The 25,217-nt window shown below is 66.5% G+C and carries 24 protein-coding genes and 1 pseudogene; 12 read left to right on the top strand and 13 right to left on the bottom strand.

Features of this window, described 5'->3' with window-relative positions; translation table 11 throughout:
- Nucleotides 1-382: 382 nt before the first annotated feature.
- Together ABD255_RS34035 and murJ are read left to right on the top strand one after the other, a co-directional pair.
- The gene (locus tag ABD255_RS34035; protein ID WP_020385385.1) at nucleotides 383-1,573 is read left to right on the top strand and encodes a lipid II:glycine glycyltransferase FemX; all 1,191 of its coding nucleotides are present in this window, start codon (nucleotides 383-385) and stop codon (nucleotides 1,571-1,573) included.
- A complete protein-coding gene (murJ, locus tag ABD255_RS34030) occupies nucleotides 1,570-3,207 on the top strand; it encodes a murein biosynthesis integral membrane protein MurJ (protein ID WP_020385384.1) in 1,638 nt (545 codons plus the stop codon). Before ABD255_RS34035 ends, murJ begins: the two co-directional genes overlap by 4 nt.
- 476 nt (nucleotides 3,208-3,683) lie before the next feature.
- Here the strand turns inward: murJ and ABD255_RS34025 are convergent, their stop codons facing one another.
- Complete coding sequence (locus ABD255_RS34025) at nucleotides 3,684-5,123, bottom strand: MFS transporter (protein ID WP_020385383.1); 1,440 nt, start codon at nucleotides 5,121-5,123, stop codon at nucleotides 3,684-3,686.
- A gap of 266 nt (nucleotides 5,124-5,389) precedes the next feature.
- On the opposite strand from ABD255_RS34025, the gene ABD255_RS34020 reads away from it, so the two are divergent.
- Genes ABD255_RS34020 through ABD255_RS34010 form a run of 3 tightly spaced genes read left to right on the top strand, consistent with a single transcriptional unit; the run spans nucleotide 5,390 to nucleotide 9,037 of the window.
- Nucleotides 5,390-5,671, top strand: a complete 282-nt coding sequence (locus ABD255_RS34020; protein ID WP_020385382.1) for a heavy-metal-associated domain-containing protein — start codon at nucleotides 5,390-5,392, stop codon at nucleotides 5,669-5,671.
- Nucleotides 5,672-5,718: 47 nt separating this feature from the next.
- Nucleotides 5,719-6,681 carry a hypothetical protein gene (locus tag ABD255_RS34015; RefSeq protein WP_020385381.1) on the top strand — a complete coding sequence of 321 codons (963 nt, stop codon included), beginning with the start codon at nucleotides 5,719-5,721 and terminating at the stop codon, nucleotides 6,679-6,681.
- A 55-nt stretch (nucleotides 6,682-6,736) separates the two neighbouring features.
- Nucleotides 6,737-9,037: a heavy metal translocating P-type ATPase gene (locus ABD255_RS34010; RefSeq protein ID WP_020385380.1), complete on the top strand. Its 2,301-nt coding sequence runs from the start codon at nucleotides 6,737-6,739 to the stop codon at nucleotides 9,035-9,037.
- A 67-nt stretch (nucleotides 9,038-9,104) separates the two neighbouring features.
- Here the strand turns inward: ABD255_RS34010 and ABD255_RS34005 are convergent, their stop codons facing one another.
- From ABD255_RS34005 to ABD255_RS33990, 4 genes are all read right to left on the bottom strand, one after another.
- A complete protein-coding gene (locus ABD255_RS34005) occupies nucleotides 9,105-10,034 on the bottom strand; it encodes a C40 family peptidase (RefSeq protein ID WP_344220883.1) in 930 nt (309 codons plus the stop codon).
- A 240-nt stretch (nucleotides 10,035-10,274) separates the two neighbouring features.
- A complete protein-coding gene (locus ABD255_RS34000) occupies nucleotides 10,275-10,889 on the bottom strand; it encodes a DUF305 domain-containing protein (RefSeq protein WP_020385378.1) in 615 nt (204 codons plus the stop codon).
- Between the two features lie 55 nt (nucleotides 10,890-10,944).
- The gene (locus ABD255_RS33995) at nucleotides 10,945-11,364 is read right to left on the bottom strand and encodes a hypothetical protein (RefSeq protein WP_020385377.1); all 420 of its coding nucleotides are present in this window, start codon (nucleotides 11,362-11,364) and stop codon (nucleotides 10,945-10,947) included.
- A gap of 69 nt (nucleotides 11,365-11,433) precedes the next feature.
- Nucleotides 11,434-12,945 carry a multicopper oxidase family protein gene (locus ABD255_RS33990; protein ID WP_020385376.1) on the bottom strand — a complete coding sequence of 504 codons (1,512 nt, stop codon included), beginning with the start codon at nucleotides 12,943-12,945 and terminating at the stop codon, nucleotides 11,434-11,436.
- 169 nt (nucleotides 12,946-13,114) lie between these two features.
- On the opposite strand from ABD255_RS33990, the gene ABD255_RS33985 reads away from it, so the two are divergent.
- The 3 genes from ABD255_RS33985 (at nucleotide 13,115) to ABD255_RS33975 (ending at nucleotide 16,044) form a co-directional block, all read left to right on the top strand.
- Nucleotides 13,115-13,492: a hypothetical protein gene (locus ABD255_RS33985; RefSeq protein WP_020385375.1), complete on the top strand. Its 378-nt coding sequence runs from the start codon at nucleotides 13,115-13,117 to the stop codon at nucleotides 13,490-13,492.
- A 96-nt stretch (nucleotides 13,493-13,588) separates the two neighbouring features.
- Entirely contained in the window at nucleotides 13,589-14,770 is a 1,182-nt protein-coding gene (locus ABD255_RS33980) for a PLP-dependent cysteine synthase family protein (protein ID WP_040453895.1), read from the top strand.
- Complete coding sequence (locus ABD255_RS33975; protein ID WP_026162512.1) at nucleotides 14,767-16,044, top strand: MFS transporter; 1,278 nt, start codon at nucleotides 14,767-14,769, stop codon at nucleotides 16,042-16,044. Before ABD255_RS33980 ends, ABD255_RS33975 begins: the two co-directional genes overlap by 4 nt.
- Before the next feature lie 27 nt (nucleotides 16,045-16,071).
- On the opposite strand, the gene ABD255_RS33970 is transcribed toward ABD255_RS33975, so the two are convergent.
- Nucleotides 16,072-16,587, bottom strand: coding sequence for a DUF305 domain-containing protein (locus ABD255_RS33970; protein WP_237744840.1), 516 nt, complete (start codon nucleotides 16,585-16,587; stop codon nucleotides 16,072-16,074).
- 227 nt (nucleotides 16,588-16,814) lie between these two features.
- The gene (locus tag ABD255_RS33965; protein WP_020385371.1) at nucleotides 16,815-17,300 is read right to left on the bottom strand and encodes a hypothetical protein; all 486 of its coding nucleotides are present in this window, start codon (nucleotides 17,298-17,300) and stop codon (nucleotides 16,815-16,817) included.
- Between the two features lie 235 nt (nucleotides 17,301-17,535).
- Here ABD255_RS33965 and ABD255_RS33960 point away from each other — a divergent pair, with 235 nt between their 5' ends.
- A complete protein-coding gene (locus tag ABD255_RS33960) occupies nucleotides 17,536-18,282 on the top strand; it encodes a methyltransferase domain-containing protein (protein WP_020385370.1) in 747 nt (248 codons plus the stop codon).
- A gap of 593 nt (nucleotides 18,283-18,875) precedes the next feature.
- Here ABD255_RS33960 and ABD255_RS33955 read toward each other — a convergent pair.
- The 4 genes from ABD255_RS33955 to ABD255_RS33940 all read right to left on the bottom strand — a co-directional run bounded on the left by ABD255_RS33955 (nucleotide 18,876) and on the right by ABD255_RS33940 (nucleotide 21,258).
- Complete coding sequence (locus ABD255_RS33955) at nucleotides 18,876-19,835, bottom strand: alkylmercury lyase family protein (protein ID WP_020385368.1); 960 nt, start codon at nucleotides 19,833-19,835, stop codon at nucleotides 18,876-18,878.
- On the bottom strand, nucleotides 19,832-20,239 hold the full coding sequence (locus ABD255_RS33950; RefSeq protein ID WP_020385367.1) for a MerR family transcriptional regulator: 408 nt from the start codon (nucleotides 20,237-20,239) through the stop codon (nucleotides 19,832-19,834). Before ABD255_RS33950 ends, ABD255_RS33955 begins: the two co-directional genes overlap by 4 nt.
- 111 nt (nucleotides 20,240-20,350) lie before the next feature.
- Nucleotides 20,351-20,773, bottom strand: a complete 423-nt coding sequence (locus ABD255_RS33945; RefSeq protein WP_020385366.1) for a DUF1761 domain-containing protein — start codon at nucleotides 20,771-20,773, stop codon at nucleotides 20,351-20,353.
- Nucleotides 20,774-20,823: 50 nt separating this feature from the next.
- The gene (locus ABD255_RS33940; RefSeq protein ID WP_020385365.1) at nucleotides 20,824-21,258 is read right to left on the bottom strand and encodes an SRPBCC family protein; all 435 of its coding nucleotides are present in this window, start codon (nucleotides 21,256-21,258) and stop codon (nucleotides 20,824-20,826) included.
- A gap of 137 nt (nucleotides 21,259-21,395) precedes the next feature.
- Between ABD255_RS33940 and ABD255_RS33935 the strand changes: the two genes are divergently transcribed.
- Nucleotides 21,396-22,475, top strand: a complete 1,080-nt coding sequence (locus tag ABD255_RS33935; RefSeq protein ID WP_020385364.1) for a flavin-containing monooxygenase — start codon at nucleotides 21,396-21,398, stop codon at nucleotides 22,473-22,475.
- Nucleotides 22,476-22,797: 322 nt separating this feature from the next.
- Here ABD255_RS33935 and ABD255_RS33930 read toward each other — a convergent pair whose 3' ends face one another.
- Nucleotides 22,798-22,914 (bottom strand): SapB/AmfS family lanthipeptide, encoded by a 117-nt coding sequence (locus ABD255_RS33930; RefSeq protein ID WP_020385363.1) that lies wholly within the window; start codon nucleotides 22,912-22,914, stop codon nucleotides 22,798-22,800.
- A 263-nt stretch (nucleotides 22,915-23,177) separates the two neighbouring features.
- On the opposite strand from ABD255_RS33930, the gene ABD255_RS33925 reads away from it, so the two are divergent.
- Both ABD255_RS33925 and ABD255_RS43915 read left to right on the top strand, forming a co-directional pair.
- Nucleotides 23,178-23,882, top strand: a complete 705-nt coding sequence (locus ABD255_RS33925; RefSeq protein WP_040453988.1) for a GAF and ANTAR domain-containing protein — start codon at nucleotides 23,178-23,180, stop codon at nucleotides 23,880-23,882.
- A gap of 275 nt (nucleotides 23,883-24,157) precedes the next feature.
- Nucleotides 24,158-24,442: pseudogene (locus tag ABD255_RS43915) on the top strand (MmyB family transcriptional regulator); the annotation flags it as partial.
- 48 nt (nucleotides 24,443-24,490) lie between these two features.
- Here ABD255_RS43915 and ABD255_RS33920 read toward each other — a convergent pair.
- Nucleotides 24,491-25,087 carry a cadmium resistance transporter gene (locus tag ABD255_RS33920; protein ID WP_020385361.1) on the bottom strand — a complete coding sequence of 199 codons (597 nt, stop codon included), beginning with the start codon at nucleotides 25,085-25,087 and terminating at the stop codon, nucleotides 24,491-24,493.
- Between the last annotated feature and the right edge of the window lie 130 nt (nucleotides 25,088-25,217).

The raw sequence follows: 25,217 nt of genomic DNA, 5'->3' as shown, positions 1-25,217 counted from the left end.
CTTCGGACTTCTGCTCGCCCTTGCGCTGCGAGCTCTGCCATCACGACACTGGATCCTTCCTGCGCTGCCTGCCTTTCCTGCCTTCTGGGCGAGAGCCGCACGCCCTCAGCCAGTCCCACGACTGGCCCTTTCGTCACGACTCTTGCTGTAGGCCGACCAATGGATCCCGCTCCCCTTTCGGAAGCGGCCTGGCTGCGTCGCAGCTGCTTTCTTCCTGAGAGGCCCTGAAGGCCCAGGAAGAACCGTCGGCGCGGTAGTCGTCGCAGCCAGGGCTTCTCCGATTCCATTTGTGGCCAGACTCACCGCGGCAGGCGACGCGTCCCAGCGACGCCAAGCAAAGCCTGTGGCTGGCCACGCCTGAAGCCTTTCAAGGAGTACTCCCATGGCCAGCCACATCTCGCACCGTCTGTCATCGCGGCATTTTTCGCCGCAGCCGCGACCGAAGCAGGATCCGTTCGAGGTCCTGACCATCACCCCTGAGTTGCACGCCGACTACATCCTGACCCTGCCGAGTGCCAGCTTCCTACAGTGCCCGTCCTGGGCGCAGGTGAAGCCCGGATGGCAATCCGAAACGATCGGGTGGGCCGACGGGACCGGATCGCTCGTGGGATCGGCTCTCGTGCTCTACCGCACCGTTCGAGCGACCGGACACCAATTCGCCTACCTGCCCGAAGGCCCACTGATCGACTGGAGCGATGACAACCTTTCCCGGTGGCTCGATCCGCTGGTCGCGCATCTTCGCAAACGGCGAGTCTTCGCGGTCAGGATGGGACCTGCGGTCGACCTGCATCGATGGAACGCGCCCACCCTCAAGTCGGCGCTGCGTAGTGACGAGGTCCTCGACCTGAGTGATGTCCCGCCCGATGAGGTGAACAAGACCGGGGCTGCGGCGGCACAGCAGTTACGGTCCCTCGGATGGCGCAATGACGGCCGGCTGACCCGCACCTCCGTACAGCCGGCCGTCATCTTCGAACTCCCCCTGGCGGATCGTTCGCTCGACGACATCTGGCGAGGATTCAGCCAGCAGTGGCGCCGAAGCATCAGGAGAGCCGAGCGCGAGAGAGTCCAGGTTTCCATCGGGAACGATGAAGACCTGCCTGCCTTCTATGCGCTTCTCAAGGTCACCCAAGAACGCGACGGCTTCGACCTAGGCAGGTCCCTTGGCTACTACCAACGCCAGTACGACGCGCTGCGCGCTGAACATCCAAGGAGGATGGCGCTGTACCTCGCGCGCCACAGCGGCGAGACCCTGGCCGCACACACGATGAACGTTGTCGGAGACCGCGCTTGGTACCACCTGGGGGCGTCGGCCAGCCACCGCCGAGAGCTGTGCCCGAGCCACGCAGTGCAGTGGCAGATGATCCGCGACGCCCACAGCGCCGGTTGCGTCATCTACGACATGCGAGGCTTCAACACCACCTTGGACGCAACAGATCGTCGCAGTGGACTTCTCCGATGGAAGGTCGGCACTGGCGGACGAGCTGTCGAACTGCTCGGCGAGTGGGACTACCCGCTCAATCGCTCCCTATACCACGCCTTCAACTTGTACCTGGCTTCCCGGCGGCTCGCATGACGACGACAGACGGCCCGCCGCTGCTGCGCTCGAGCGCCGTGATGGCGGCAGGGACGATCGTGTCCAGGATCACCGGCTTCGCGCGGAACGCGGCCCTCGTCGCGGCACTTGGTACGGCGCTGCTCGCTGATGCCTACAACGTGGCCAACACCATGCCGACAATTCTCTACATCCTGCTTCTGGGCGGTGCACTCAACGCGGTCTTCGTCCCGCAGCTCACCGCCGCCGCCCGGCGGGATCCCGACCACGGCGCCGAGTTCGCCAACCGGCTCTTGAACGCAGCCCTGCTCTTCCTGTTGACGATCACCGTCGCCTCGTGGCTGCTGGCTCCCCAGATCGTCGACCTCTACTCAGACTTCACCGGCGCTCAGCGAACGCTCACCATCACCTTCGCCCGCTTCTTCCTGCCGCAGATCTTCTTCTACGGACTCTTCACGATGCTCGGGCAACTGCTCAACGTCCGCGGGCGATTCGGCCCGATGATGTGGGCCCCGGTCGTGAACAATCTCGTGGTCATCGGCACCGTGTGCATCTATCTCGTGGTCGCGAGCGACAGCAACACCGCCGCGGAACTCGGCACCCCGGAAATCCGGCTCCTGGGTGCCGGGACCACGGCAGGCGTGATCGTGCAGGCTCTGATCCTGATACCCGCACTCCGCGCGACCGGCTTCAAATGGCGACCTCGAGTGCGCTGGCGTGACAAGGACCTACGCCAGATCGCGGGGCTGGCCGTCTGGACTGTGCTGGTCGTCGTCGTCAACCAGATCGGATATTGGGTCGTCACCTTGCTCTCCACGAACGTCTCCGTGGCTGCTGACAGGCAAGGCATCCCGTACGGCGTCGGCTACACCGCCTACAGCAATGCGTACCTGCTCTGGCTCATTCCGCAAGGCGTTGTCACCGTGTCGATGCTGACCGCGCTGATGCCAAGACTGAGTAACTCAGCCGCCGACCATGACTTCGCGACGGTCCGCGCTGACGTGGCGTACGCCGTACGTATCAGCGCCACTGTGATCGTGCCGACGGCTATGTTGTTCCTCGCTCTCGGCCCTCAGATCGCAACGGCGGCATTCCTGCGAGGCAATGTGACTCTCCAGGACACCCTGGCGATTGGGTACATGCTGATGGCGTTCGCGCTCGGCCTGATCCCGTTCTCGATGCAGTACCTTCTGGTGAGGGTGTTCTACGCGTTGCACGACACGAAGACACCCTTGGCGATCGCGGTCGCGACGACGTGTGTCCACGGTTGGCTGTCGATCGCCGCCTTCGCGACGCTGCCTCCTCGCTGGGCAGTCACCGGCATGGCTGCCGCATACGGGATCGCCTACGCCGTTGGACTGGCGATCACAGCCCGGCAACTACGCGCGCGGATCGGTGACTTCGGAACCCGCGACGCCATAGGCCACCACACTCGGCTTCTACTCGCGAGCCTCGTCCCTGCGGCCGCGGCTTACGCCATCGGTCGAGTATCCGCGGCCTGGATCGGCCATGGTTCCTCGGCGTCACTGCTTGCTGTGGCCGCTGGGTCGCTCGGGTTCCTCGTACTGTTCGCCCTCTCGGCCCGTGTCCTGCGCATCAGCGAGATCACCATGCTCGCCAGAACCGCGCGACGACACGTCCGGCGCCTGATCTGAAATCCGACCAGGCCAAGTGGGGCAGTCTGAACCCACTCCGCCGAAGGCAGATCCGGTCGCAATGGCGGCGACCCATTCAGCCTCGTCTTATGGTCGGTGCACATCTGGACACTGTTCCGGGCTCACCCGGGGCCAACGACAACGCCTCTGGGATTGCGGCATGCTTGAGCTCGCTCGGCTGGTGGCAGCGTCTCGACCACAGCCGGTCGCCGACCACCGATGCGCCGAAGCACGCGCAGACTCCTCTGCGCGTTCGTGGGCGCAGTACCGATGGCACCAGTGGTGTTGGTGGCCGCGCCAGGCCTGGTCGTCGCCGGAATGGACTACTGCGGCCTCTGCTGCCTGAGGCAGCCAGGCACTCGCACGAGCGATGCATCGGGCCTCCCAACGACGAACGCCGGCCGACCCTGTACTGCGTGGGTCTGGCCGGCACGATCGCTGTCATTGATGAGCTTGTTGGATACAACGCGTGGGGCTCAGTTCAGCACATCCGCGGTCTCCTTGTTGATGGCGGGCTTGGCGATGCGCACCGTCACGGCGGCGAGGATTGCGCCGACTGCGGCGAGGGCGGCGGCTCCGAGGAAGGCGGCCGAGTAGCCGTCGGTCAGTGCACCGGTGTCGCCCAGTTGGTCGGCGCCGGCTGCTGCGGCGACTGCTGTCATGGCGGCGAGGCCGAGGGCTGAGCCGATCTGGTAGCTGGTGTTGACGATTCCTGAGGCTAGGCCGCCTTCTTCCGGTCGTGCGGAGGAGAGGGCGATGCCGAGGCTGGGGATGAAGGCGAGCGACATTCCGGCCGCGGCGATCAGCGACGCCGGGAGGACGTCGACCCAGAACGATCCGTCCGAGCGGACCAGGGACAGTGCCGCGAGGCCTGCGGTGAGGACGGTCATTCCGGTCACCAGCGTCCGCTTGGGACCGAAGCGGGCGATGAAGCGCGGCGCGGCAACGATCATGCCGAGCATGATGAACGTTGTCATCGGCAACAACGCCGAGCCACTCGGGAACGCGCTCAGGCCGAGGACCTGTTGCAGGTAGAGGTTCAGGAAGAACCACATTGGTACCCACGCCGCTCCCAGCAGCAACTGGGCGACATTGGCCGCGGCCAGGTTCGGTGCGCGGAAGATCGCCAGCCGCATCAGCGGTTCGGATCGACGGGCCTGGACCACCACGAAGGCAACCAGGAGCGCGATGGCCGCCGCTCCGACCAGCAACGTCTCGCCGCTCGCCCAACCCGCTTCCGGCGCGCGAACGATCGCGTACACGGCCGCACCGATTCCACCCGTAGCCGTCAAGGCCCCGACGAGATCGACGCTGCCACGCTGAGCTGCCGCGGCCGGCATCAGAGCCGGAGTGGCCAGCAAGACAGCGATCGCGATCGGGATGTTCAGGTAGAACACCCATGGCCAGCTCGCGTACTCGGTGATCACGCCACCGAGAAACACTCCCGCCGTACCGCCTGCCGGTGCGGCGGCGCCATAGAGGGCCAGGGCCTTGGTGAGCTCCTTGGGCTCAGAACCGAACAGCATCATCAGCAATGTCAGCGCTGATGGAGCGATCAGAGCCGCGCCAACACCCTGGACCGCCCGGCCAGTCAGCTCCAGGCCGACACCGTTGGCTGCACCGGCGAGAACTGATCCCACCAGCAGCACGATCCAGCCGGCCGAGAAGATCCGGCGTGCTCCGAAGAGGTCGGACAGCCGCCCACCGAGGAGCAGCAGGCCGCCGAAGGCGACCACGTAGGCGTTGAACACCCAGGACAACGTCTGTGGAGTGAAGCCCAGGTCAGCCCGTATCTCTGGTAGCGCGACTCCGATGATCGACGTGTCCATGATGACCATGAACTGCGCCGCGGCGATCAGGCCCAGCGCCCACCAGCGGCGAGACCCCGAGCGGGTGACTCCAGCTGAAGTACTCATGACAACCATTCCTTTCTGATACCCCCTGGGGGTACCGGGATCGAGATGGAACTTAGCAGGCCAGATCCCATACCGCTAGGGGGTATCGGTATTTGCGATCCGTCGGGTGCCCGGCCACGCTCGGGATGGCCGCCCCGAAGTCTCCGTTCCCTCACAGACTTATTGGGCCCTCAGCGCGGATGCCGAGCCCGCTGAAGACGGGACTTGAAAGATACCCTTAGGGGGTATAGGTTCCATCGCGTCAACCGATCGAAAGGAACCCCGACATGTGCAACGCCTGCAGTTGCGGCACCGCTGACGCCACCAATTCCGTGACCACGACCGGCACCCGTACCGCCGCGGAAGCCACCGTCTTCTCAGTGACCGGGATGACGTGCGGCCACTGCGTCAGCTCCGTCACGAGCGAGGTCAGCCGGATCGACGGCGTCAGTGCCGTCGATGTCGACCTGGCGAGCGGCTCTGTGACGGTGACCAGCGACCGGCCGGTCGGCCGCGACGCAGTACAGGCGGCAGTCGAAGAGGCGGGCTACCAGCTCGCCGACGCCTGACCGGCCGCCCGAATCTCGACCAACCACCGACCTGACGAGGACTGACCATGAAGACCCCCACCAAGATCGCGACCTTTGTCGCCGGCCTGGCCGTAGTGTTCGGCGGCGCGGTCGGCATTGGCACCCTCGTCGGGCCGGTGGACCCGGCCGAACAAGAGGTGCACCACCCACCATCGGCGGCGACCACCGCCGGCACCGAAAAGCTCCCTGGAGGACTGATGATCTCCGACAAAGGCTTCACGCTGACGCTCGCGAACGACCAACTGCCGGCGGGACCCGCAACTCAACTTCGATTCTCTGTACTAGGCCCCGACGGCCGGCCTGTGACCGCCTACGACCGCAGCCACGACAAGGACTTGCACCTGATCGCGGTGCGCCGCGATCTGTCCGGCTTCCAGCACCTCCACCCGAAACTGGACGGCAGCGGGAACTGGAGCGTTCCGGTGGCACTGACCTCCGGGCAGTGGCGGGTGTTCGCCGACTTCGTCCCAGCAGGCGGCGAGAATCTCACCCTCGGCGCAGACCTCGCAGTACCCGGCAGCTCCGACCCGAAGCCGCTCCCGCCCCAGAGCAACACCGCCCAGGTCGACGGCTACACGGTCATCCTGACCGGCGGTCTCGAACCCGGCCGCGAATCAGAACTCAAGCTGTCGATCGCCAAGGACGGCAAGCCAATCACCGATCTGCAGCCGTACCTAGGTGCCTACGGCCATCTGGTCGCGCTACGGGATGGCGACCTCGCCTACCTCCACGTGCACCCCGCAGGGGCACCCGGCGACGGCAAGACCAACCCCGGACCCGACATCACCTTTTACGCCACCACACCGAGCACCGGCAGCTACCGGCTCTACCTGGACTTCAAACACAACGGAAAAGTCCGGACCGCCGAGTTCACCGTCACTACCGCCACCGGCGGTATCGCGACACCTTCACCTGTGCCATCCACCACAACGCCGCCCCCCACTGCCCCCACCACCGCTGGCCACGGGCACGACGGCGGCCACAGCTGAGCAGCTCAATCCCCCGCTCCAGCACGAGTCACTAGATAGTAAGGAGATCTCCATCATGAGTTCCGTCGGTAACACCTCGGCCCCGCCGCTTGGCGGCGAGGAGAAGATCGAGTTGGCGATCGGCGGCATGACCTGCGCCTCGTGCGCGTCGCGGATCGAGAAGAAGCTGAACAAGCTCGAAGGCGTCACCGCGTCGGTCAACTACGCGACCGAGAAGGCGCTGGTCCGGTTCACCGGCGACATCGGCGTCGCCGACCTGGTGGCCGAGGTCGAGAAGACCGGCTACAGCGCAACCCCTCCGGCACCGGCCAGTGAGAAGACGACCGACGCCGGCGCCGATGAGATCGACCCGACTCGATCGCTGCGGCAACGGCTGCTGATCTCGCTAGCGCTGACCGTGCCAGTCATCGCGATGGCGATGATCCCCGCGCTGCAGTTCACCTCGTGGCAGTGGCTCTCACTGACGCTCGCTGCGCCGGTAGTGGCGTGGGGTGCCTGGCCATTCCACAAGGCCGCCTTCACCAACCTGCGCCACGGCGCGTCGACGATGGACACCTTGATCTCAGTCGGCACGCTCGCCGCGCTCGGCTGGTCGCTGTACGCACTGTTCTTCGGCACCGCGGGCGAACCCGGCATGACCCACCCGTTCGAGCTCTCCATCGGACGCAGCGACGGCGCGGGCAACATCTACCTCGAGGCAGCCGCCGGGGTCACCACCTTCATCCTCGCCGGCCGCTACTTCGAGGCTCGCTCCAAGCGCCGTGCCGGAGCAGCCCTGCGAGCGCTGCTGGAGCTCGGAGCCAAAGAGGTCTCCGTACTACGAAACGGCCAAGAGGAGCGGATCGCCACCGACCAACTCGCCACCGGGGACCTGTTCGTCGTTCGTCCAGGAGAGAAGATCGCCACCGACGGAGTGATCGAGGAAGGCTCGTCCGCGGTCGACGCGTCGATGCTCACCGGCGAATCAGTACCGGTCGAGGTCGGGCCAGGTGACCCAGTCACCGGCGCCACCATCAATGCCGGCGGCCGAATCGTCGTCCGGGCCACCCGGATCGGGGCTGACACCCAACTGGCCCAGATGGCCAGGCTCGTCGAGGCTGCACAGACCGGCAAGGCTCAGGTGCAGCGGCTCGCCGATCGCGTCTCAGGAGTGTTCGTCCCGATCGTGATCGCCCTGGCTATCGGCACCCTTGGATTCTGGATCGGAACGGGCTCAGGTCTCGCGGCCGCCTTCACCGCGGCGGTGGCGGTCCTGATCATCGCCTGCCCCTGCGCCCTCGGACTGGCGACCCCGACAGCCCTCATGGTCGGCACCGGCCGTGGCGCGCAACTCGGCATCTTGATCAAAGGGCCGGAGGTGCTCGAATCCACCCGCCGGATCGACACCGTCGTACTGGACAAGACCGGCACCGTCACCACCGGAAAGATGGCCCTCACCGAGGTCATTCCCGCCACCGGCGAGGACGCCGACCAGGTACTGCGTCTGGCCGGAGCTCTGGAGCACGCGTCCGAGCACCCGATTGCCCAGGCCATTGCCACCGCCGCCGTTGAGAGGACTGGCCCACTACCAGCAGTGGAAGGGTTCGCCAACCTCGAGGGCCTCGGCGTACAAGGCGTGGTCCTGGTGGACGACAACTCGCACGCGGTTCTGGTCGGGCGCCCGCGGCTGCTGGAAGAGTGGTCGCAGTACCTTCCCGCCGAGCTGGCAGATGCGAAGGCGAAGGCCGAAGCAGCGGGAGGCACCGCCGTCGCGGTTGGTTGGGACGGTGCGGCGCGCGGCATCATCGTCGTCGCCGATACCGTGAAGCCGACGTCGGCTGAGGCCATCCGGCAGCTGCGCGCCCTTGGCTTGACGCCCGTGCTGCTCACTGGCGACAACGCTGCAGTGGCCCGCTCGGTCGCCGCGGAGGTGGGCATTGACGAGGTCATCGCCGAGGTGCTCCCGAAGGACAAGGTCGATGTCGTTCGCAGGCTGCAAACCGAGGGGCGAACCGTCGCCATGGTCGGCGACGGCGTGAACGACGCACCGGCACTGGCCCAGGCCGATCTCGGCCTGGCCATGGGCACCGGAACCGACGTCGCCATCGAAGCCGCCGACCTCACGCTGGTCAGCGGAGACCTGCGCGCCGCGCCGGACGCCATCCGGCTGTCGCGCCGCACCCTGGGCACGATCAAGGGCAATCTGTTCTGGGCCTTCGCCTACAACGTCGCCGCTCTACCGCTAGCGGCAGCCGGCTTGCTGAACCCGATGCTTGCCGGTGCGGCAATGGCGTTCAGTTCGGTCTTCGTCGTCAGCAACAGCCTGCGACTGCGTCGGTTCCGGCCCCTCACCGAGGGGACCACACCGCGCCACTGAGGTTGTTACCGGCTCGCCGGGTGTTCCCTCCTGGACCTCCTCCAGGAGGGAACACCCGGCTGCGGATTCAGCCAGGCCGGACAGCGCCGACGTACGGCATCTGCCCGAATGCGGGGTCGATCTGGACAGGCTTGCCAGGGCGGCTTGCGTGGACTGCCTTCCCGTTGCCGATGTACATGCTCACGTGGGAGATGGGTGTGAAGTAGAACAACAAGTCCCCGGGCATCAGGTCGGCGCGGCTCACGCGGCGTCCTTCGTTGTACTGGGCCGTGGACGAGTGCGACAACGAGATCCCGGCCTTGCCCCATGCCGACAGCGTCAACCCGGAACAGTCGAAGGCATCTGGGCCCGCAGCTGCCCACAAGTACGGGTCACCGATCTGGTTCAAGGCATAAGCGACGGCGATCTTCGCCCTTCCCGATGCTGGTACGTCCGGTCCGGCAGTGCGCTGGCTGTCGCGGCTGGTACGGCGTCGCTCAGCCTCGGCCTCGTCTTTCTCTCGCTGCACCTCGGCGGCATCCTCGGCTGCGAGCCGATCGCGTTCGGCGTCGGTGAGTTTGGCCAGCACTTTGTCAGCCGCCGCCAGGTTCGAGGCGATCTTTGCCTTGAGCTCGTTCTGCTTGGCCTGCACAGCCGCCAAAGCTTGCAGCTCTGAACGCTCGATGCTGCGTAGATCGGCAAGTTTGCCGCTGGCGTTCTGGTACCGGCGCAAAACTGCCGTCTGCTGGCCGGCATACGCCTGTGCTGTCGAAGCTTGTTTCAGGAACTGGTCGGGGTCGCTCGAAAGGAGCAGCTGGGCGGTGGTCGTCATCTGGGACCGCTGATAGTTCGCCACAGCCAGTAAGCCGATCCGGCGACCGATCTCCTGGACGACACGCTCCTGGCGGCCGGCGCCTTCAGTGAGTGCGGCGACCTTGCGACGAGCGGTGGCGATTTGCCCGGTCAGGTCGTTCGCTGCCTCACCGGCTTCCTCGGCCTGATGCTGGAGGGTCGCCACTGTTTGCCGTGCCTCAGCGAGGGTCGGCTTTGGTTCTGCCGCGGCCGAACCCCCGACGAGCCCCAGAGCAGCCGCGACGACGACAGCAGTGATGAGAGGCAGTGCCACCCGTGCAGGATGACGCCTCCAACCGTTCGACATGTTCTGGCAGGTCCCTTCTCAAAGTTTGACGTCTGCCTTGGTCGCGTGATCTTCCGCAGGCTCAGGCAGGGGCAAGTGCTGTTTTGCGAGTCAGGTGGTTCAGCGCGGCGCGGTGCCGAGAGAACTGAGCAGCTTCCGCATTTCGCTGAGCTCCACGGCGTGGTCAGCTTCGATACGGTCGGCGACCACACGGGCTCGGAGGTTTTGCCCAGCCTCCTGCTGGAGGCGGGCGATCGAAACGTCTTCGCTGTGATGATCGATCAAGAAGCTCAGCAGCAGCCGGTCGAACACCACACCCGACGATGACCGCAGGCGTGCGAGATCGGCTTCCTTGATCGCCCCGGCCGCGGTGACGAGCGGAGTAGTGTCGGCTGGGCCGGGATTCGCTACCGCCGGTGTTGGCTCTCCCCTTTGGCCCCAGGCCTTGAGAAGGCCGTCAAGTTCACCGACGGCCTCGGTGTGAGCGCGGCCGATCGTGCTTGCCAACTGGGTCACTGCCGGGTTCTTGCTGCGGGTTGCAGCAAGAGCGGACATGTCGACTGCCTGGCGGTGCTGGGCGATCATCCGCTGCGCGAAGGCGATATCGGCTGGGTTGACGGGCAGGTGTGAAGTCTCACCGGAATCGGCTCCGATGTCCGCGCAGCCTGCCAGGACGACAGCTAGCGCAGCTGTGGCGGCAACGACGACACAGCGCAGCGCGCACGAGGTGCGCATGGGGAACTCCTGAGTGGTGTGTTGAGCGTGCGGGCGTCGAAACGTGCCCTGCTCCTCAGCACCTCAGCGGCGAGATCGCCCTCACAGACACTGACACCACGCGCACCTGCCGCGGATGCCTCAGCCGACCGCGGACCGCAGGTACCAGCCAGCTTCCACTCCGCCGGCGGGCACGGATCGCCGCGAGGAGCAGCGCCACCAGGCCTGCAAACAATGCGCAGGCCATCAGGTCACCGTCCCCCAGGGGATCTGCCTGCTCCATCCAGTCACCGGTGCGAGATGCGGCGGCATGTACATCGCTGTCGGCGTGATGCGCCACCTGCACAGCGGCATGAGAACCACTGTCTGAACCAGACTCGGAGCAGTGCGACTCCAGGCTGTAAAGCCCGATGATGCCGAAAATCAGGGCACACAACACACCGGTCGCGCGCCAGCGCGAACCGCGCCGCGACGACTGTGCGACGGCCTTCGACATGGGCGTCATCCTAGATCACCATGTCCAGTGCCCGACGAGATCCACTGGCGCCGTTCCAGGCGGTGGTCGTCATTGCTGGTAGCCCACCAGCGCCATCATCCCGGCCTCCGCGTGGTAAGCGTTGTGGCAGTGCAGCAACCATTGGCCCGGATTGTCTGCGTCGAAGAAAACCGTCAGGGTCGTTTTGGGCAGCACGATCGCGGTGTCCTTGCGAGGGCCGGCATCGCCGAGCTGATAAGTGTGGCCGTGCAGGTGCATCGGGTGCCACATGGTGGTGTCGTTGACGAAGTCCAGCCGCACCCGCTGGCCGTGGCGGACCAGCAGGGGCGCAGCAGTCGGATGGGACATGTCAAACCGGCTGCCGTTGATCGACCAGTCGTAGGCATCCATACCGCCGGTGATCTTGACCTGATGCGTGACGTCGACGCTCGAGGCGGCGAGGCGGACCTGATCGGCGGCGTTGAGCTGGGAGGCGGTCAGGATCTGGCGGTTCAGCTCGGCTGGGCGAACGTCTGTTGCTGGGGCACGTCCTGTACTGGTGCGCACCAGTGCCCGACCTGTCTGGTTCTTTCCTTCGGCCAGCGCCACCAGCGAGAAGACACCGTCACCGAGGGTGACCAGCACGTCGTAGCGCTCGCCCATGCCGATCAGCAGCGCGTCGACCTGCTGGTGCTGAACTGGATAGCCGTCGGTGTGCGTGATGGTCAGCTTGTGTGCTGCCAGTGCGACCCGGTAGGCCGTGTCCGAGCCTGCGTTGATGATCCTCAGCCGGACCCTCGATCCGGGCTTACCGTTGAAGACGGCCGGATCGGCGGGGACGCGGCCGTTGACCAGGTGGTGGGGGTATTTCACGTCGCCGGCATCGCCGCCGAGTAGCTCACTGTCTGCGCTACCGAGCATGAAGCGCATCGACATACCGCCCATCCCGCCCATGCCCTGCTTGAGTTCGGCAAGGACCTCATCGGGTGTCCCGCTAACCCCGTCCATCCAGTCGTCCAGGACGACGATCCACTCGCCGTCGTAGGACATGGGCTCTTTCGGGTCCTCGATGACCAGGGGTGCATACAGGCCGCGGTCCAACTGCGTACCGACGTGCGGATGGAAGAAGTAGGTCCCTGGATCTGTGGCAACGAACCGATAGGTGAACGACTCACCGGCCGGCACGACCGCCTGGGTAGCCGGCGGGACACCGTCCATGTCGTTGCGCAGGGCAACACCATGCCAATGGATCGACGTTGCGGTCTGGTCAGGAAGCCCGTTCGCCAGCCCTGCCACGAGCGTGTCTCCTGCCGAGATCCGGATCGCCTCGCCCGGCGTGCGATGGTCGAAGGCCCAAGTCTTGGCGATGACGCCGGCGCCTAGGTCAACAGTGGCAGGTGCCGCGGTCAGAACAAGGTGGGTTTCCTTGCCAGAGCTCGCGCGAGCACCGTCGACCGTTTCGACCTCGGCGCCGGAAGGGCTGAGCAGCGAAGGAGAAGCGGCAGCGGTGCTGCTGCTGGGCTTGCTGCAGCCGCCGAGTACGCCAGCCCCCGTGACGCCAAGTCCGGCAAGCAGGACGGACCGGCGGGTGATGCTGCTCACGTACGGGTCCTTCCCTGATGCGTACAGCGCGCCGGCAGATCCCTTGCGATGAACCCGACTAACGCCTAACTACTAATCAACATAGTAGATCGGTGGTGATCTCGCACCCGGCCTTGTCGTTCTGATCGGCACTCTTTGATTACTCAAAGAGTTCGCTAGGATGCATCGTGTGACCGATCTGGGGAGCGGTAGCCGGCGCTGGCTTGCGGTTTCTCTTGTCGCAGCGCTGGCTCTGATGCTGGGGGGCGGCCTCTGGTGCTACGCAGAAGCAGACCACCACAGTCATCACTCGATCGCGGTGGCCCACGAGCTGGACGAGCCGGCCGTCGGCCACGCATCGGGCGAGTCCGGCGACCACTGCGCCGTTACCGGGCTGGTCGATGCGGTTCTCGCCCAGGCCGGTGATTCTCCTGGACCGCTGCCGGCCACATCGATGCCACGGCCGTGGCTGGCTGTCCTCGACGCACATCCTGCCACCTCCTGTGGCAGGTCTACTTCCCGAACGCCACGGTCGCCGGTCGCGCAGTTCTCGCTGCTGCGCATATAGCCGTCCTTCGCCGGCCCTAGCGCCGGCCTCGAGACCTTTGTCAGTGGTTTCCCCCTGCCGCGCCAGACGCGAGGGGCCTCGAAGGGACAGCACGACATGGACAGCACCACGATGGCGCCTCGGCGCGCCCAAAACCCAGAACCCGCCACCGGAGCGGCGGCAGTGTCAGCGGGCGTCGCCTGGCGCACCCCGGCTGGCATCGTCGGGAACACCCCCACGCTGTGGATCGGCGACGTTCTCCACGACACCGGGACGGCGCACGGCTACTGGGCCAAGCTGGAAGGCCACAATCCCGGCGGAATGAAGGATCGCCCCGCGCTCCACATGGTCCGCTGCGCCCGCGACCGCGGTGATTTACCGCCCGGCGGCCACATCATCGAGTCCAGCAGCGGAACGTTGGGACTCGGTCTGGCGCTGGCCGGCATCGTATACGGGCACCCCGTCACCGTTGTGACCGATCCCGGCATGGAGCCTCTGGTGGTCCACATGCTGCGCGCCTACGGCGCCACCGTCGACATGGTCGAGGCCCCGGATCCGGTCGGCGGCTGGCAGCAGGCCCGCCGCGACCGGGTCCAGCAACTCCTCAGCACCACCCCTTCGGCGTGGTGCCCTGACCAGTACCACAACATCGATAACGTCGACGCCTACGCGGGACTGGCCACCGAGCTGCTCGCCCAGGTCGGCCGCATCGACGTCTTGGTCGCCAGCGTCGGCACGGGCGGCCACTCCGCTGGAGTGTCGCGTGTCCTGCGCGAACACTGCCCGGACCTGTCGGTCATCGGGGTCGACTCGATCCGGTCCACCATCTTCGGCCAGCCCGCGGGCACCCGGTTGATGCGAGGACTGGGCAGCAGCATCTACCCCGGCAACGTCGACTACTCCACCTTCACCGAGATCCATTGGGTCGCCCCCAGCGAGGCGGTCTGGGCCTGTCGCCGGCTAGCGGCGAACGCCGGCACCACTGGTGGCTGGAGCGTCGGTGCAGTCGGTCTGGTCGCCGACTGGATCGCGCGCACGTCACCTGTCGGGACCCGGATCGCCGCAGTCTTCCCCGACGGGCCACAACGCTACTGGGACACCATTTTCAGCGACGACTACTGCACCAGACACAGCCTGATCGGCGCCGCACCAGCGCTCCATCCCGATGAGCTCGCCCATCCCACGTCCGCGGTCCCGCATCGCTGGACCCGGTGCGACACGGTCATCGACCCGCGCGCCGAAACAACTCCGACTGCCCGTCGCGGCGCCGAACCTGCGGGGGCGGTGGCCGGCCGATGAAACAACTAATCACCCAGTACCAAGGTATGCCGAAGGTGACCCGGCTGCTGCTGCTCAACCAGTTCACCATCAATCTCGGCTTCTACATGCTGATGCCCTACCTGGCCCAGCATCTGGCCGGAACCCTGGGCCTGGCGGCCTGGCTGGTCGGTCTGGTCCTCGGAGTCAGGAACCTTTCGCAGCAGGGTCTGTTCGCACTCGGTGGCGCGCTGGCCGACCGGTTCGGCTACAAACCGCTCATCGTGGCGGGCTGCGTGTTGCGGACCTTCGGTTTCGCGATGCTTGCCATGGTGGAATCCGTCCCCGCCCTGGTCATCGCCTCCGCAGCGACCGGCCTGGCCGGCGCCTTGTTCAACCCTGCCGTGCGGGCCTACCTCGCCGTCGACGCGGGACCGCGGCGCGTCGAGGCATTCGCGCTGTTCAACGTCTTCTACCAAGCCGGCATCCTCGCTGGTCCATTGGTCGGGCTGGCGCTCACCGGTGCCAGTTTCCGGCTCACCTGCGCCGTGGCTGCCACAGTGTTCGCCGTACTGTCAGTCATCCAGATCCGGGCGCTGCCACCGCAACAGGCTGACACCCGCAGCAGCGAGGGCATCCTGGCGCAGTGGCGTGTTGTCATCGCGAACCGCCCGTTCCTGCTGTTCGCCATCGCGATGATCTGTTCCTACGTGCTGTCCTTCCAGGTCTATCTCGCGCTCCCGCTCGAGGTACGGCGCATCGGCGGCGACGGCAGCGGAGCGACCCTTGGTGTCGCGTCACTGTTCGTTGCCTCTGGCCTGGTTACCGTGCTTGCACAGACCAAGCTCACCGCCTGGTGCCGGGCCAGAATTCCTGCCGGGTACGCATTGGCGTTGGGTGTTGCGACCATGGCAGTGGCCTTCCTCCCGTTGCTGGCCACCGCCGCACTGCCCCGGCCGAACAGCCAGGCTGCCTTGTGGGCGTTGGCGGTGACGCCGTCGCTGGCCGCCGCGGTCTTGCTGGCCATCGGCACGATGCTCGCGTTCCCGTTCGAGATGGACACCATCGTCAATCTTGCCGGTGGACGCCTGGTCGCCACCCATTACGGCATCTACAACACCATCTGCGGTATCGGGATCACCGCAGGCAACCTACTCACCGGAGCAGCCCTCGACACCGCCCGCGATCATGGGCTGCCCGGGCTGCCGTGGCTGGCCCTCACCACTCTCGGCGCCCTCAGCGCAGTGATGATCATCGCGCTGCACCGGACCGGACGCCTCACCTCCGCCAGCCATTCCGTCACCTCGGCCTCATAGGCCTACTGGGCGGCACCCTGCCGCTAGTTACGGGAGCTGGGTGAGAAGTTTCTGCATCGTGGCGATCTCGGCGGCCTGAGCCGCCTCGATCGTCTTGGCCAACTCGATCGCCTTCGCGCTCTGCCCGGAGGCCTGTTCGGTCTTGGCCATCGCGACCGCGCCCTGGTGATGCTTGATCATCATCTGCACCCACATCCGGTCGAACGCCGCCCCGCTGGCCTTGCCGAGATCAGTCATCTCCTGCTCGGTCATCATGCCGCCGCCCGGCATCGAGTGGCCCATGCCCGGGCTCGGGACCGGCTTGACCCATCCGGTGAGCCAGCCCGACATCTGCTGGATCTCCGGACCCTGCGCAGCCTTGATCGCCGTCGCCAACTGCTTCACCGACGCGCTCTTGGCCTGCTTCAGCGCCATGTCGGCCATCTCCACGGCCTGGCGGTGATGCGGGATCATGCCAGTAGCGAACTCGACATCACTGTCGTTGTGGTCCACCGGCGCGGTCAGCGTGGCCGCCGTGGTCGGTGCCATCGTCTCGTGATTCATCCCCGGCATCGAAGATGAACTTGCCGAACCGCCCGGCTGGGTGTTGTCGCTGTTGCCACAACCAGCCAGGGCCAGCCCTGCCGCCAATGTGAGTGTCGCCGCAACGTGGACACGGGTGATGTGCTTCATAGGAGTTGTTCCTTCCATCGACTGCCTGAAGAGATCTGGGTATGTGGAAGCGAGCAGACGGCACGCCGCAGCGTGCGGTCACCCGCAGGCCGGTGGGCCTAGGTCCGCAGTACGCAGAGCTTCGACAGCGATGGCGCCAGCCAAGGCGGGGAACGCCCGGGCAGCGGCGACAACTGCAGCGGCAGCACCTGCCACGCCCGGGGCACGGACCGGGCCGACCGCAGCCAGCACAACATCAACGCCACCCCCACGAGCGCGAGCGACGCCGCGAGAACGGCCACACAGACACCGCTCATCCCATGGTTGCCGGCAGTGGAGTGGGCAGAGACCAGCGCATTCGAAGCCGACGCGAGCTCAGTCACCGCCGCCATGTCGGCTGCCGACCCGTCAGACATACCGACGTGACCGGATAACGGTCCACCGTCGTCGGCAACTGCAGCGACTCCGGCCGCCGCAGACATGTGCCCCGCACCGGAGGGGGGCATCGCGGCGGCACTGCCGGCCATGGCCGGATCGTGATTCATCGTCAAGGCATGCATCGCGAACACACCGGCGAGCACACCGAACAGCACCAGGGCCCGCATAAACCCCGACGTTCCCCGCCCGCTCCGAATGTTCATCAAGCTCCACGATAGCCATCCCGCGCCCGACCCCGTCGTCACAGCCCAATGCCGATCCGGCCACAACGTCGAATGTGCCGGCCAGACATCACCCGCCAAGAACCCGAAGGCCTTGTTCCGAACACAGACCCCCAACTACTATCCAGCATAGTAGTTGGTGTGGAATCGAGACGGGCCATGGTGGTCCGGGGGGAGCGACATGGCGGTTGCCAGCGTGATGCGTCAAGGTATCAACACTGTTCTGCGACCGTTGGGCGTGCAGATGATCCGTGCCCGCACAACCGATAGGGCAATCCAGGCCTTCTTACCGGCCAAGCAGACCATCGCGGCCGCGAAGCGCGCGGGCCTGTCCGTAGGTGACTACCTCGATCAGTACAGTGCCGAGCCGCAGGTGACGGCTGCGGCAGTCCAGGCGCTACTGCAGATGAGTGCTTTAGGCAACGAGGTGGATCGGGTGTGCGAGATCGGTCCAGGGTCAGGACGGTATGCCGAGAAGGTCATCGAGGCGTTGCGGCCCTCGGCGTACGAGATCTACGAGACGGCCTCGGACTGGCTTCCCTACCTTCGAAAGCTTCCCAACCTGGTGGAGCGTCCGGCTGACGGTCACACCCTCTCGGCGACGGCGACGAGCTCGGTCGATCTTGTGCAAGCGCACAAGCTCTTCGTCTACATCCCGTTCGTGACGACTGTCGGGTATCTGGAGGAGATGGCCCGAGTGGTCCGTCCAGGCGGGATCGTCGCATTCGACATCGTGACGGAGAGCTGCCTGGATGAGCAGGCGACGAAGACTTGGGTCGCCGGGAACGCTGTCATCTACATGGTGACGCCGCGCAGTTGGACTGTTGAGTTGCTGGATCGCCGGGGCCTCGATCTTGTCGGCAGCCACTTCGAGCCCCTCAGCGGTGGGCTCACTGAACTGCTCGTGTTCCGCAAGCGTCGAGACTGATCCCCGAGGCCTGGCGCCAGACTTGAGGGGAAAAGGCATGGGGAACTTCACTGAACTCGTCAAGGCGGGGCGCATTGGGGTCTCGAGCAACTGGGTGTCCCGGCCGCGATGCGTCCAGGGCACCGTCGGTGCAGAGTCCGCGAGAACGGATTCGGCACAGTTGGGGGTAGCTCCACGGTAGCCCCGGCCAAAGGCGGTGTCTTTCTCGATGGCTGGCTGGCACGGGAGGGGTTCGCTGGATGACCGGGTGCGGTCGGGTCTAGATGGGCTGATGATGGCGGTATGACCGTTGCGGAGGAGACGTTCCAGCCGTCGGTGCCGGTGTGTTGGTGCTGCGGTGGCGAGTTTGATGATCGTGACCTGGTGCGGCTGGGAGCTCACCCGGAGGTCGGGGTCTGCGTAGGTTGCGCGAAGTATCTGCAGCGCAGGGCTGCCGAGCGGGAGGACGAGCTCCGCCCCTCGCGAGGGGCGCGTGCGCGCGCCGTGGTGCGACGCGTGCGCGGCAGGGTGGTCGGCAGGGGATGGCACGAGCTGCCAGTCGTGGGGCGAGTGCTGCGCCGGATCGACAAGTACCTGCCCTGACCGGGTCGGTGTCAGGACGCGAGGAGCGGCCAGAACAGGTGAGTGGCGAGGTCTCCAGCTTCGGCCGGGTTGAGGATCTGTCCGGGAACACCGGGGTGGCTGCTGGTCCAGACTTGTGCCGCGGCGTGGTCGGTGAAGAAGTTGAGATAGTCGCAGCAGCAGTCGGCTGACGGTCCGCCGCCGGCATCGGCGCCGATGAACACGACGGCGCCTGCGGGCTGCCACGTAGTGCGCCCGCCCGTGCTGGCGACAGAGATGGGCCGGCCGGTGGTGATGTCGACGGACTCGACTCGGGTGTTTCGGCCGAGCATTGGCGCGATGCCGAGTGCGTCGATCGCGCACATCGCGTAGACGTCGACACCGACGCCGGCGGGGTTGGGAGGGGCGATGTGGACACGGTGCCGGGTCGGGGAGGCCGAGAACGGGTACGCGACCGCGACCTGGCCGTCGGCATCAAGCCGGATCGCGTCGACCTCGTGCAGTGCGCTCAGCACGTCAGCCGGTGCTCTGCCGCTGCTGGCCACTGCCTGGTCCAGATCCGCGTCGTTGGGCGGAACACCTCGGGCCGCGAAGCCACGCAGGATCATCTGGTGCACGGCCTTCTCGACCGGATCCATCGGCACGGCGCGAGTCCGCCACGCGCTCAGAACGTCGCCTGGCGTAGCGGCGGCAGTGGCGCCGGCGGCTGTGATCGCTGCAAGGAGCTGGTCGACGGAGGGAGCTGGCACGATCCGGCCGGTCTCGTCGCGGTAGAGCCGGCATGACAGCCCGCACCCGCACTCCCCGTCGGCGGCGAACGGGTCAGTGCCGTCGATCAGCAGGGTGGGCGAGCCGGCCATGCCGTAGCGGGCGGCGTCGGTGTCGGTCTCGATCAGCCGGGTGGTGACGGGCAGATCGGTGACGTCTGCGAGGCGTTGCAGCATCGGTGCCAGGTTTGGGCAGTCGGGCACGTGCAGGACTTCGAGTCTCATCGGGTCGCCTCCGGGCGGTGGTCGATCGCTTCAAGCAGCGCGCAGTTGCGGTCGGCGCGGGGCAGGTCGCAGGTCGCGACCAGGTCGGCCAGCGAATCGAGCATCCGTTGCAGGTCACGGATCCGCTCGGCGAGGTCTGCGCGGCGGTGTTCGGCCAGCGCCCGCGCGGCATCGCAGGCGTCCGGGCCGCCGTTGTCGAGATGGAGGAGTTCCTCGATCTCGACGAGGGTGAAGCCGAGTTCCTGGGCGCGTTTGATGAACCGCAGCAGTTCGACCGTGCTGGGTGGGTAGTCACGGTAGCCGCCCGGTGTGCGGGGCGGCTCGACGAGCAGTCCTCGGCGCTCGTAGTAGCGCAGCGTCTCGGTGTTGACCCCGGCGCGGCCTGCCAGCTCACTGGTTCGCATACAACCATCCTCGACCCTGTGCTCAGCTACAGAGTCAAGGGTGCTGGCCCGTGCCTGGCAGCTCGTCGCCAGCCCCGAACCTGCGGGGCCGATACGAGCTACTGTCGCCCTTTACTGCTGGAGCAATCCGATCGGGGTAGCCATGCCTAGGAACAGGACCAACTGGTAGGCGCTGTTGATCGCGGTGAGCCGTGCGGGCTTTTGCTCGAAGCCGTTGTGCTGGGCCAGAGTCGAGAGCGAGAACCCGAGCCAGGCGACGACGCCCACGGCCAGGGCCAGCCATACGGAGTCATCGCCGAAGAAGCCCTCTGCGATGGAACAGGCGACGGCCAGAGTGACACCGGTTGCGATGATCGATAGCGCAAGGATCGCGAAGGGGCTGTTGCCGCCCTTTGCGGACTTCTCTTTGGTCACGCCGGTCAGCTTGCGCCAGGTGGGGCCGAGCAGTCCCCAGTCGCTGTACCAGAGCCAGGCGATCGCCATTCCGGCCACAATCGAGACCACGACGGCCCACCAGTTGATGCTCAGCTCCACAGGAACTCCTGTCTTCGGTGATGAATCCGAGTAGTTGTGTGACGAGCCGGTCAGGCCTCGAGTCGTGCTTTCAGCCGGGTCATGTTGCGCTGCATCTCTTTGCGAGATTGAGGGCGCACAAGGAGCGGAACGAGGAGTTTGCCGATGCCGTGGCCTTCGAAGTCGAGGCTGATGGTGAGGCGAGTCCGGTCGGCGCCAGGCAGTGGCTCGACAGCGACATCGACCGTGGCTCTGATGGGTCCATCGATGCCGTGGACGGCCCAGCTCGTGGGCGGGTCGTACTTGGTCACTGTGGAGGTGACGTCGCGTTCACGGCCGCCGATGCGGCGAGTGGTGCTGCAGATCGCCCCGATGGTCGTCTCGTGATCCATGCGACCGCCGACCACGTTGGCCTGCCACTCCGGGAACCGTGCCGGGTCGGTGACGTAGCCGAACACCTCCGCCGCAGGTGCAGCGACCTCGATCTGGTTCACGATGGCAGTCATCGCCGGCTCCTTCCCGCTGATACTGGGGCTCCGCCCGTTTGGCGGCTGTTGATGGCATGACGAACGAGATGCCGCCGTTTCGACAAGGCTAGGGCGGCCAGAGCGATTTTGACCGGTTCGGCTGGCAGAGTCGGGGCATGGTCGAGGAGCCCAGTGTTCCGATCCGCCGCGATGTATTGGTCATCGGCGGCGGCCAGGCAGGGCTTGCCATGGGCTATTGCCTGCAGCGAGCCGGCCTCGATTTCGTGATCCTGGATGCCGGCTCAGCCGTGGGGCACGTGTGGCGGTCGCGGTGGGACTCGCTGAACCTGTTCACCCCTGCTCAATACGCCGCGCTGCCCGGGATGGCGTTCCCCGCCCCGGTCGATACCTATGCCGGTCGTGACGAGGTCGCTGGCTATCTCGCCACCTATGCCGAACGCTTCGGCCTGCCGATCAAGTTGAACGCCCGCGTCACGGGCCTGCGCCGTGCCGGCGCCGCGTTCAAGGCCGACAGCCCTGCCGGGACGTTCCAGGCCCGGCAGGTGGTGGTCGCGACCGGGCCGTTCTCGACGCCGTACGTTCCGCCGGTTGCTGACGGGCTGGCGCCGGAGGTGCCGCAGATCCACACCGCGGCCTACCGCAACCCCGAGCAGGTGCCCTCGGGTCGGGTGCTGGTGGTCGGCGGCGCTAACTCCGGCTTCCAGATCGCTGCCGAGCTCGCCCAGGCGGGGCGAACCGTCGATCTGGCCGAGGGACGCCGTAACGCCTGCATCCCGCAACGACCTCTCGGGCGAGACGTGTTCTGGTGGCAGGACAAACTCGGGCTGTTGCGGGTGAGCGCGCAGTCACGGCTCGGGCGGCTGATGGCCGCCAACGACGGCACGGTGATCGGCTCGACCCGCCCCGGGCTGCGCAGACTGGGCGTCACCTTCCGGCCGCGCGTCACCTCAACAGCCGGGCGGTCGGTGACGTTCGCCGACGGCTCGCGCAGCGACGTCGACGCGGTGGTGTGGGCCACGGGTTTCCGGATCGACGATACCTGGATCCGCATCCCCCAAGCGCTCGACGACCGCGGGCGGCTGCTGCAACACCGAGGAGTCGTCGACGCTGTACCAGGCCTGTTCACGATCGGCCGGCCATGGCAACACACCACCGGCTCCGCCCTGCTCGGATTCGTCCAGCACGACGCCTCCTGGCTCGCTCAGCAGACCTCCGCACGCACCGCGGCCGCCTGACCACCGCCCGGAGTGATGCCTCGTTGTCACACAGCTGAGCGCGAACAGACTGCGCAGCCGGGGTGACACTGTGGCTGTGGGCAACTTTGTCGCCTGACCTGGCCGGGCCGGTCGCGCTCGAACTTGCCGGGCAGTCGAGCAGCTGCCCGGCGAGCACGGCATGCCGGCGGAGCAAGATTCGAGCTGAAGTGGGATGGACTCCTCTACTGAACAAGTCAAGTCAACCGCCCAGACAGAATGCCGGGGGCGGGGTATGTGGGACAAGAGCACAGCACTGCCGGTGCCTGCATGACCTCGCAGGCACCGGCAGTGTGAAGAAACGTCAGTCGGCGATCGAGAACTCGTCGCACAGCAGCAGACTGAGCCCGCTGGTCGAGGCCTCCCGCACGCCCAGCGTCTCGCCCTGCACGGTCAAACCCTGGAGATCGAGCAGCACCATCGGTCTTCCTCTCGTCGACGCGGCCGGGCCGGTCGGCCTGACCAAACGAACTGGAATCGCGGCAACACTTCGCGGGTCGCCTCACCAGCCCGTCCACGCCGCATCGGTACCCCAACGAAGCCAATCCATTACTCACTGTGAGACAGCGCACTTCTCACCGCCGCGCACGGATGCGGTCCGCAGGGGTGCTGGGAGACGATTGCGGCATGGATCACGACGGCCAATCCCTGGTGCCCGGGTTCACAACCCCCGAGGAGCCCGGGATGCCCACACTTGACCTGTCCGGCGGCGATGCCCCCGAGTCGTTCGCCCGCCTCGCGGTAGACCTCCACGACTCCACAGGCCTCGAAGAAACTGTCCAGACCGTCGTCGACTTCGCTCTGCAAGCCCTCGGCTGCTCCCACGCCGGCGTCGCGCTGAAGCTCAGGGGCGGCCAGCTGGAGATCCCGGCCGTCACCGACCCCGTCGTTGCCGAGATCTACCAACTCCAGGCCAACGGCGCGACCGGACCCCTCACCGAGTCCATGCGCCACCGCTCCATCGTGCTGGTGCGCGACACCACCACCGACGACCGCTGGCCCAAGTGGGCCGCCGCCGTCCGCGAACTGGAGGTTCGCAGCGTCCTCGACGTACCGCTCAACACCTCAGCCGGATCAGTCGGCGTCCTGGGCCTGTACTCGATCCACCCTGATGCGTTTGGCCCGGACGAAGAAGCCATCGCCCACATCCTCGCCCGGCACGCCTCCATCGCGGTGGCACCCGCCCGGCACGAAGAACACATGGCGGCCGCCGTGGACGCCCGGAAACTCGTCGGCCAGGCCATGGGGATCCTGATGGAGCGCTACGACGTCGACGGCGACCGCGCCTTCGCGATCCTGCGCCGCTACTCCCAAGACACCAACACCAAACTGCGTGACGTCGCCGTCCAGCTGATCGAGACCCGCAAGCTGCCGCGCTCACCACGCTGACCACGCTTTGTTGTGCTTGGCGAAGACAACGGCGGGCACCGGCGGTGACGTGGAGCCGGGATCCCGCGCGAGGTCAGGGTTACTAGGTTCCGGAGTTCAGACCAGCAGCCCTGGAGCCGCCTCACCAGGCACAGCGCGGCAACCTCGCCGGAGTCTCCGAACAGGTCCTCGAGGCCCTCGCGGGGGCCCTGCGCCTCGACGACGCCGAACGAGCCCACCTGTTCGACCTCGCCCGGGCCTCGACCGGCCCTGTCCGCGGCTCCCGCCGTACCGCAGTGTCCAAGGTGCGCCCCGGTGTCCTGCGGATCCTCGACTCGCTCGCCACGCCGGCCTACGTCCGCAACGGCATCCTCGCCGCCAACAACTCCGCCTATGCCCTGTACGACGGGATCCTGGACCGCGAACGGCCCCCGTTCAACGTCGCCAGGTTCTTGTTCCTCGACCAGCGCGCACCCAGCTTCTTCCTGGACTGGGAGATCGTCGCCGACGACTCCGTCGCCGCGCTGCGCGCCGAAGCCGGCCGCAACCGCCACGACAAATCACTCACCGCCCTGTCGGGTGCTGCACGACGTCGACGCTGGCTCCGCGACAAGGCCGGGTGCGTCTTGCTAGAGACCGAAGGCCTCGCCTTCGATGAGGATGAGCAGGCCGATGCCGATGAGGACGACGGGAAGCAGGATGTGGCCCCACCGCGACAGTGCCTTGGCGATCGCGGGTCGGGTGGCGAAGTAGCGACCGGCGGCGATCCAGACGGCGACCAAGATCAAGAAGACGACGACGTAGACGATCATGCCGCCGATGCCCGCGGTGGCGAAGACGGGGACGTAGACGCCGATGTTGTCGCCGCCGTTGGCGAATGTCACGGTCGCCACGGCCGCGGCGGCGGGCGCGCTGGTCTTGGCCGGGTTGTCGTCGTCGGCGTCGTTGCGATGCCGCCAGGCCTGGATCGCGGCCTTGATCCCGAGCGCCAGCGGCAGCAGGCCGAGGTAGGGGATGGCCTGGTCGGGAAGGAACGTCGCACCGAAGGCTGCGGCGACAGCGACGGTGAGAATGGCTATGAACCCGAGGAACTGGCCGATGGTGATGGAGCGTGTCGTGCCGCGGTGCCCGGCGCCTTGGGCGAAGAACAGCGCAAGGACGACGATGTCGTCGATGTTGGTGACGGCGAACAATCCGGCGGCCTGACCGATGATGCCGAGATTCATGCCCGGCCCTCTCTTATAGAGGCGACCGGATTCGTTTCCCCCACGTGGTTGCCTTCCTCAGCGAGTGTTGTCCTGGCCGTCGATCAGGGGCAGCATCGCAGATCCGCGTGCTGTGTCCGGCGATCGTGCC

Source organism: Kribbella sancticallisti, from assembly GCF_039530625.1.
In the GTDB taxonomy this organism is placed as follows: Bacteria; Actinomycetota; Actinomycetes; order Propionibacteriales; family Kribbellaceae; genus Kribbella; species Kribbella sancticallisti.
This window is presented reverse-complemented; position numbering and strand designations above follow the sequence as displayed.

Bases quoted from the DNA above. Each gene is read 5' to 3' on its own strand.
- ABD255_RS34025 (WP_020385383.1), bottom strand. From the start codon at position 5,123: ATGAGTACTTCAGCTGGAGTCACCCGCTCGGGGTCTCGCCGCTGGTGG.
- ABD255_RS33950 (WP_020385367.1), bottom strand. From the start codon at position 20,239: ATGCGAACCAGTGAGCTGGCAGGCCGCGCCGGGGTCAACACCGAGACG.
- ABD255_RS33940 (WP_020385365.1), bottom strand. From the start codon at position 21,258: ATGACTGCCATCGTGAACCAGATCGAGGTCGCTGCACCTGCGGCGGAG.
- ABD255_RS34010 (WP_020385380.1), top strand. From the start codon at position 6,737: ATGAGTTCCGTCGGTAACACCTCGGCCCCGCCGCTTGGCGGCGAGGAG.
- ABD255_RS33935 (WP_020385364.1), top strand. From the start codon at position 21,396: ATGGTCGAGGAGCCCAGTGTTCCGATCCGCCGCGATGTATTGGTCATC.
- ABD255_RS33955 (WP_020385368.1), bottom strand. From the start codon at position 19,835: ATGAGACTCGAAGTCCTGCACGTGCCCGACTGCCCAAACCTGGCACCG.
- ABD255_RS34000 (WP_020385378.1), bottom strand. From the start codon at position 10,889: ATGCGCACCTCGTGCGCGCTGCGCTGTGTCGTCGTTGCCGCCACAGCT.
- ABD255_RS33995 (WP_020385377.1), bottom strand. From the start codon at position 11,364: ATGTCGAAGGCCGTCGCACAGTCGTCGCGGCGCGGTTCGCGCTGGCGC.
- ABD255_RS33960 (WP_020385370.1), top strand. From the start codon at position 17,536: ATGGCGGTTGCCAGCGTGATGCGTCAAGGTATCAACACTGTTCTGCGA.
- ABD255_RS34035 (WP_020385385.1), top strand. From the start codon at position 383: ATGGCCAGCCACATCTCGCACCGTCTGTCATCGCGGCATTTTTCGCCG.
- ABD255_RS33920 (WP_020385361.1), bottom strand. From the start codon at position 25,087: ATGAATCTCGGCATCATCGGTCAGGCCGCCGGATTGTTCGCCGTCACC.
- ABD255_RS33930 (WP_020385363.1), bottom strand. From the start codon at position 22,914: ATGGTGCTGCTCGATCTCCAGGGTTTGACCGTGCAGGGCGAGACGCTG.
- ABD255_RS33980 (WP_040453895.1), top strand. From the start codon at position 13,589: ATGGACAGCACCACGATGGCGCCTCGGCGCGCCCAAAACCCAGAACCC.
- ABD255_RS34015 (WP_020385381.1), top strand. From the start codon at position 5,719: ATGAAGACCCCCACCAAGATCGCGACCTTTGTCGCCGGCCTGGCCGTA.
- ABD255_RS34020 (WP_020385382.1), top strand. From the start codon at position 5,390: ATGTGCAACGCCTGCAGTTGCGGCACCGCTGACGCCACCAATTCCGTG.
- ABD255_RS33970 (WP_237744840.1), bottom strand. From the start codon at position 16,587: ATGAATCACGAGACGATGGCACCGACCACGGCGGCCACGCTGACCGCG.
- ABD255_RS33925 (WP_040453988.1), top strand. From the start codon at position 23,178: ATGCCCACACTTGACCTGTCCGGCGGCGATGCCCCCGAGTCGTTCGCC.
- ABD255_RS33965 (WP_020385371.1), bottom strand. From the start codon at position 17,300: ATGCGGGCCCTGGTGCTGTTCGGTGTGCTCGCCGGTGTGTTCGCGATG.
- ABD255_RS33975 (WP_026162512.1), top strand. From the start codon at position 14,767: ATGAAACAACTAATCACCCAGTACCAAGGTATGCCGAAGGTGACCCGG.
- murJ (WP_020385384.1), top strand. From the start codon at position 1,570: ATGACGACGACAGACGGCCCGCCGCTGCTGCGCTCGAGCGCCGTGATG.